The organism is Pseudostreptobacillus sp. (genome assembly GCF_977040545.1).
Map to the genome: position 1 here is coordinate 1 of NZ_CDRRBS010000064.1, position 6,955 is coordinate 6,955.

Genomic DNA, 6,955 nt, shown 5'->3' on the forward strand with positions numbered 1-6,955 from the left:
CATTATTCTTCCTCCTCCTTTTCCATTTTCATTGACAGCCATACTCCAAAGGTTGTTATCACTATGAAAACAGTTGAAATTGCTGAAGCAGTAGGCCAGTCCCTAAGTTGAAACATTCTGTTCGCAATAATATTTCCAAGCATTACTCCGTCTGTTCCTCCTACAAGGTCAGGAACAGCATATGAACCTATTGCCGGAACAAGAGTAAATATTGTTGCAGTAACCATTCCTGATTTTATTCCGGGAAGGAAAACTCTAACTAAAGCCTGAAACTTGTTTGCTCCTAAATCACTTGCCGCATCAAGCAGTGAAAAATCAAATTTTTCAATTGCTGAATACAGAGGCAGTATCGCATAAGGCAGAAATACATATACACTTATTATTATTACTGCAGTTCTATTGTATAATAAATCTAATGGTGCTGCCAAATTAAATAAATCTACTAAAAATTTATTAACTATACCATTATTACCAATTAATGCAATAATAGCAAATACTCTAACTAAAAAATTAGTCCAAAATGGTATTACTATTAATAACAACCAAAGATTTTTATACTTTGAACGAGAAATAAAATAAGATGTTGGCAAAGCTAGAATTATAGTAATAACTGTAATAAGCACCGAAATATTTAAAGTTTTTAGGGCTATTGACCATATATCTGATGAAGAGAATAAATCTCTATATGCTTTTAAAGTAAATGTTGTGTAATTTGTTATACCTCCATAAGCACTTTTCTTTAAAAAACTAAAATATACAATAATAGCTGTTGGAATTGCAAAAAATACACTCATCCATATAGTAATAGGTAAAAAATAAAGATATCTTAATTTTGATTTTTCTTGTAAAACATCACTTTTAGCCATTATTTTACCTCCACTAGATAAGCATCTTCATAATTCCAGTAAAAAAACACCTTTTCTTTCCAAACAAATAGTTCGTCTTCTTCAAGAAATTCTCTATGTTGATCAAATGCTCTAATTATTCTATTAGAACCATCAACTTTGATAAATAGTTTAGATTGGAACCCAGAATAAATTACCTCATCTACTATTCCAGTTAAAATTTTATATTTAGGATTATCCTTAGGTGGTTTGATATCAACCTTAATTTTCTCTGGTCTAAGAGTTAATTTAACTTTATCTCCAACTTTAACAGGTTTATCTAATTCTACTTTAAATTCTCCTATTTCATCTGAATGAGCTATGGCATGATTTTCATAAACTTCTTGTATAACTCCAGTTAAGAAGTTAGTTTCTCCTATGAAATCAGCTACAAAATCATCATGAGGTTTTTCATATATTTCATTTGGAGTACCAATTTGAAGTATATCTCCCTTATTCATAACTGCTATTCTATCTGATACAGATAAAGCTTCTTCTTGATCATGAGTTACAAATACGAAAGTAATTCCTACTTCATCATGTATAGTATCTAATTCTATTAATAATTTTTGTCTAAGTTTAGCGTCAAGTGCTGACAGTGGTTCATCTAATAAAAGAACATCTGGCTTACCTATTAAAGCACGTGCTATAGAAACTCTTTGTTTTTGACCCCCAGATAAATTTTCTGGCATTTTTGATTTATGTTCTAATAAACCAACTAATTCTAAATATTTATTTACTTCTTTTTCTATTTCTTCTTTGGCTATACCTTTTAATTTCAAAGGAAAAGCTACATTATCAAATACATTCATAGTTGGAAATAATGCATAATTTTGAAATACCGTATTAACATTTCTTTTTTCAGGTGGTAACTTATCAATTCTATCATCACCTACTAAAATTTCTCCACTATCTGGATATATAAATCCTGCAATCATTCTTAAAAGTGTAGTTTTTCCACAACCAGAAGGTCCTAATATAGAGAAAAATTCACCTTTTTTTATAGTCAAACTAACATCTTTTAAAATAGTATCTTTACCAAAACTTTTAGATACATTTTTTATAATCAAATCTCTTTCCAATTATCATTCTCCTTTCAAATCAAAACTTATCAAAAAATTGTATTGCTAATTCTTTTAAATAAAATACATCATTTATTCCACATAATTCTCTTACAGAGTGCATCGCAAGCATAGGAACACCTAAATCTATAGCATCTATATCAAGGTGTGTTGAAGATATAGGTCCTATTGTTGACCCTCCTATTTCATTAGATTGATTAACGAAACTTTGTATTTTAATATTAGTTTTATCTACCAATTGTTTTATTACTGATATAGAATATGCATCTGATGTATATCTTTGGTTAGCACTTATTTTAATAGATATACCTTCATTCATTTTACCTAAATTAGTTGGATCACTTTTCCCCATATATGCAGGATGTGCAGCATGAGCACCATCAGCAGATAACATAAATGAAGATGATAACATAACTAAAAAGTCTTCTCTATTAAATCCTAAAGAATAATTTATTCTTTCCAAAATATTGTATAAATAATTTGAATCTGCTCCTTGCTTAGTAGCTGATCCTATTTCTTCATTATCAAATCCAACAAATACATTTATTTGGTTGTTTTTATTATTACTTTCCATCAAACCTATTAATCCAGCATAAACAGATACTAAATTATCTAGTTTAGGGGAACTTATCATATTTTGTTCAGCCCCAACCAAACTTCCTTTATCTAAAGAGTATATAAACAAGTCAAAATCTAATATATCAGTTTTATTAACTCCAATTTTTTTAGAAATTAAATTTAATAAATAATTTTCTTTTTCAAATCCCTCTTTAACTAAATTTAGTATAGGTAGTGTATCATTTTGTTTATCAATTTTAACACCATTATTAACTTCTCTATTTTGATGTATTGCTAAATTTGGTATAGTCAATATTGGTTCTTCAATTTTTACTTTGATAGTTTTAGGTTTAAATGTATCACCGTTTTTCACTATTACTCTTCCAGCTATAGATAGAGGTCTATCAAACCAAGTATTTAATATAGGCCCTCCATAAACTTCAGTATTTAATCTTAATACTCCATTTGTAATCATTTCAGGATTAGGCTTGATTCTAAAACCTGGAGAATCTGTATGAGACCCAAATATTTTAAACCCTCTTTTTAAGTCTATTTTTTCACCTATAGTAAAGGCGACTATAGTTGAATTGGTTTTTTTTACAAAATATTTACCACCAAGTTTTAAATCCCATTTTGAATATGGATCTAATCTTTCAAAATCATTACCAACTAATATTTCAGAACATAAATCTCCTACATGATAACTGCTTGGACAATCATCTATAAATTCTATCAATTCTCTTGCAAATGCTTTAACTTCAAATTCTGCAACTTCTTTTTTTAGTATTTCTTTTGTTCCCATTTTATACCTCTACTCCATAAATTTTAGAAAATTTATTTTTTAAATAATCAATATAGTAATCTGAATTAAATTTATTACCTGTTGCATTTAAAATAACCTTATCTGGTTCTAAAAAAGCACCAAATTTTTGAACTTTTAATTCAAGCCACTTATTAATATTTTCAAATTTTGAATTTTTTAATTCTTCTTCTATATTAATATCTTTATTCATAGCATCATATATTTGAGCACTATATGCTGATCCTAAAGCATAAGATGGAAAATACCCAAACAATCCTTGTGCCCAATGTATATCCTGAAGTATTCCTTCATCTAAAGTTTTGGGTTTTATACCTAAATATTCAACATATTTATCATTCCATTTTTCTACTAATTTAGCTACATCTACCTCTTTATCTATATCACTAAATATTTCTTTTTCAAGTTCATATCTAACTAATATATGTAAAGGATAAGTAAGTTCATCAGATTCTGTTCTAATATATGAAAGATTAGATTCATTTAAAAGTAATTTAAATTCATCAATACTTATATCCATTCCAAAATATTTATCCATTAATTCATATATTTTAGGTACAAATGCATCATTTCTACCAAACATGTTTTCATATATTCTTGATTGAGATTCATGTATACCCATAGAAACTCCACCACCTAAAAAGTTTTCATCATATATATCTTCTATATGTTGTTCATATAAAGCATGCCCTGTTTCATGTATAGTTGAATATATAGCTGATATAGGATCATTTTCATGATAATGAGTCGTAATTCTAACATCTTTATTACTTGTAGAAGTAGTGAAAGGATGTTCACTTTCTTTTAAAACTCCTGCATCATAGTTAAATTTAAGTATTTTACTTATCTCCTTTGATAACTCTTTTTGTTTATCTATAGAATATGTTTTTGACAAAAATCTACTTTTTATGTCTTGTAATTCTTCTCTTCTCTTTAATACAACTTTTTTTATAAATGGTACTAAATCATTTTTTATTTTTTCAAAAAACTCATCTACATATTCTACTGTTAAATTTGGTTCATAATCTGATAAAAGTAATGAATATGGATGTCCTTCATAATTTCTATATTTTATAAATTTCTTTTTAAGTTCAATAACCTCTTTTAAAATCGGAGCATATTCTTTAATATCATTATTTTTTTTAGCATCGCTCCATTTTTGAGATGATAAAGTAACTAATTCTGAATATCTAGAATACTCATTTACAGGTATCTTACTCATAAAATCAAAAATATCTTTTCTCGTCTTCATAACAAGTTTTTTATCTATATCATTTAATTTTTCTAAATCAACAGTATATATTAATTCTTTAAATTCATCATTTACTACTGTATTATATCCAAGCTCTGATAATATTCCTATAGTCTTAGATAAATTACTTACAGCTTTAATTGGAGCCTCAGTTTCCAAATCCCAACTAAGTATAGTTTGAGCGTGATTATATGCTCTATATTTACCTAAAATTTCCTTTATTTTGACAATTTTTTCCATATATACCTCCTTCGGTAAATTATACAATTTTTATTGTTTTTTTTCAATAATTTTCGCTTTTCTTTTTTTCTTGTTCCTTATTTACTATAGCTGAAGAATAAAGTTCAGTTTTACCACAATTTAAACATATTCTCAAATAAAACATTTGACTATTTACAGGTAATAATTCTAAAAAAATATTTTTTACTTTATCTACCTTAACATCTCTAACAGGTAGATTTACATTTTTAATATCAAACTTATTATGTCCACATATACTACATTTAAATTCCATATACATCACCCTTCCAAAAAATTTTTCAAAAATGATTTTCTATGAATATTTGACACACCATTTTCTCTTAATAATTTATAATGTTCTTTTGTACCATATCCTTTATGTTTACTAAAATTATAACCTGGTATTTTCAAATCAAGTTCTTTCATAATTCTATCTCTTGTAACTTTAGCTATAATTGATGCTGTTGCTATTGATAAAGATTTAGAATCTCCTTTAACTATTGTTTCTTGAATATATTTACAGTCTTTTATTTCTCTATTACCATCTACTAAAATTAAATACCTTTCCTTATCAATATTAGGTATATTCTCTATAGCTTCTTTCATAGCAATATATGTTGCTTGTAATATATTAATTTCATCAATTATATCTGCATTAACTATTCCTACACCATATAATATATTATTATCATTTAATATATTCTCAAAAATTCTTTCTCTTTTAGATTCTGTTAATTTTTTAGAATCATTAACCTCATCTAAATATGAACTATATCCTTTTATAACTACAGCTGCCGCAACTACAGGACCTGCTAAAGGCCCTCTACCTGCCTCATCTACACCTATAATCAATGTTTTATATTCTTTATCAAAATCATATAATTTATTCATGTTCAAACCTCAATTTAGTTTTATTTAATGCATCGTTAAAATCCTTATGAAATTCGCCTATTACATTTACACTTTTTTTAGTTATAGGATGTATAAAACTTAATTCATAGGCATGTAACATTTGTCTTGGAAATTCATCTTTTCTTCCATATACACTATCACCTATTATCGGGAAGAAAAAATGTGATAAATGTACTCTTATTTGATGAGTTCTTCCAGTTTTTAAATTTAATCTCACTAAACTATATTTTTCATTTTTGTCAACAATATCAAAATTAGTTATAGCTTCTTTTCCACCATCTTTTTTTACAGACATTTTTTTTCTATCTTTTTCATCTCTACCAATATTAGAAATCAAAGTTCCACTTTGTTTATTCATACTACCTTTAACTATAGCATAATATATTTTCTTAATTTCCTTATTTTTAAACATTTCTGTTAATAAATTATGAGTTTTATCATCTTTGGCTATAATAATCAATCCTGAAGTATCTTTATCTAATCTATGTACTATACCAGGTCTTATTTCTCCATTTATACCTGATAAATCTCCTACCTTGTATAAAAGTGCATTTACTAAAGTATTTTGTTCATGTCCTTTAGATGGATGAACCACCATACCTGCCTTTTTATTAACTATCAATAAATATTTATCTTCATATACTATCTCTATATCTATATCTTGAGCTATTATATCTACCTGTTTTGCATCAGGTATATTTATATATACTTCATCTCCTTTTTCAAGTTTATATGAAGCCTTAGTTTTCATACTATTTACTTTAATATTTTCACTTTTAATTAATTCTTGTATTTTTGTTCTTGATTCTTTTAATATTTCAGATAAATATGCGTCTATCCTTTTATTAATATTTTCTTCAATTAACATCATCTACTCCTTGAAATTTTTTCATATACTCATCTTCCGTACTATTATGATGTTTAAGTATAAGATTAGCAAGTTTGGGATTAATATCTTTTAATTTAATATATCCATTTAAAGAATGATTTCTTAAACTTGTTTTAAAACCAAGTTTATGTAATACTCTTAATAAAAATCCAGAATCCCCCTTACCACAATCATGTAATAAAGCTAATTTCAAATATATATCAGGCATATTTTGAACCTTAATATCTTCATAAACTTTAAATGAATGATATTTATCATAACCTTGCATTTTATCAAATATATCATATTCTTCTTTAGATAATATAGCTTTAACCTCTT

8 protein-coding genes are annotated in these 6,955 nt (G+C 26.4%); all 8 read right to left on the minus strand.

Annotated features, from left to right (window positions below):
* Positions 1-2: 2 nt before the first annotated feature.
* Positions 3-866: an ABC transporter permease gene (locus ACWYO2_RS04255; protein ID WP_455515254.1), complete on the minus strand. Its 864-nt coding sequence runs from the start codon at positions 864-866 to the stop codon at positions 3-5.
* Positions 866-1,966, minus strand: a complete 1,101-nt coding sequence (locus ACWYO2_RS04260; RefSeq protein WP_455515255.1) for an ABC transporter ATP-binding protein — start codon at positions 1,964-1,966, stop codon at positions 866-868. The genes ACWYO2_RS04255 and ACWYO2_RS04260 overlap by 1 nt, the downstream gene beginning before the upstream one ends.
* Positions 1,967-1,985: 19 nt before the next feature.
* Positions 1,986-3,326 carry a M18 family aminopeptidase gene (locus tag ACWYO2_RS04265; RefSeq protein WP_455515256.1) on the minus strand — a complete coding sequence of 447 codons (1,341 nt, stop codon included), beginning with the start codon at positions 3,324-3,326 and terminating at the stop codon, positions 1,986-1,988.
* A gap of 1 nt (position 3,327) precedes the next feature.
* Positions 3,328-4,836: a carboxypeptidase M32 gene (locus ACWYO2_RS04270; protein ID WP_455515257.1), complete on the minus strand. Its 1,509-nt coding sequence runs from the start codon at positions 4,834-4,836 to the stop codon at positions 3,328-3,330.
* Between the two features lie 43 nt (positions 4,837-4,879).
* The gene (locus ACWYO2_RS04275; RefSeq protein ID WP_455515258.1) at positions 4,880-5,110 is read right to left on the minus strand and encodes a hypothetical protein; all 231 of its coding nucleotides are present in this window, start codon (positions 5,108-5,110) and stop codon (positions 4,880-4,882) included.
* A 5-nt stretch (positions 5,111-5,115) separates the two neighbouring features.
* On the minus strand, positions 5,116-5,727 hold the full coding sequence (locus ACWYO2_RS04280; protein ID WP_455515259.1) for a ribonuclease HII: 612 nt from the start codon (positions 5,725-5,727) through the stop codon (positions 5,116-5,118).
* Entirely contained in the window at positions 5,720-6,616 is an 897-nt protein-coding gene (locus tag ACWYO2_RS04285; RefSeq protein WP_455515260.1) for an RluA family pseudouridine synthase, read from the minus strand. The genes ACWYO2_RS04280 and ACWYO2_RS04285 overlap by 8 nt, the downstream gene beginning before the upstream one ends.
* Positions 6,606-6,955: HD domain-containing protein (locus ACWYO2_RS04290; RefSeq protein ID WP_455515261.1), on the minus strand; the 350-nt coding region annotated here is incomplete at its 5' end. The genes ACWYO2_RS04290 and ACWYO2_RS04285, both read right to left, overlap by 11 nt.

What these genes read in the sequence shown, in the direction of transcription:
- ACWYO2_RS04255 (WP_455515254.1), bottom strand. Translation starts at nt 866, where the DNA reads ATGGCTAAAAGTGATGTTTTACAAGAAAAATCAAAATTAAGATATCTT.
- ACWYO2_RS04265 (WP_455515256.1), bottom strand. Translation starts at nt 3,326, where the DNA reads ATGGGAACAAAAGAAATACTAAAAAAAGAAGTTGCAGAATTTGAAGTT.
- ACWYO2_RS04270 (WP_455515257.1), bottom strand. Translation starts at nt 4,836, where the DNA reads ATGGAAAAAATTGTCAAAATAAAGGAAATTTTAGGTAAATATAGAGCA.
- ACWYO2_RS04275 (WP_455515258.1), bottom strand. Translation starts at nt 5,110, where the DNA reads ATGGAATTTAAATGTAGTATATGTGGACATAATAAGTTTGATATTAAA.
- ACWYO2_RS04280 (WP_455515259.1), bottom strand. Translation starts at nt 5,727, where the DNA reads ATGAATAAATTATATGATTTTGATAAAGAATATAAAACATTGATTATA.
- ACWYO2_RS04285 (WP_455515260.1), bottom strand. Translation starts at nt 6,616, where the DNA reads ATGTTAATTGAAGAAAATATTAATAAAAGGATAGACGCATATTTATCT.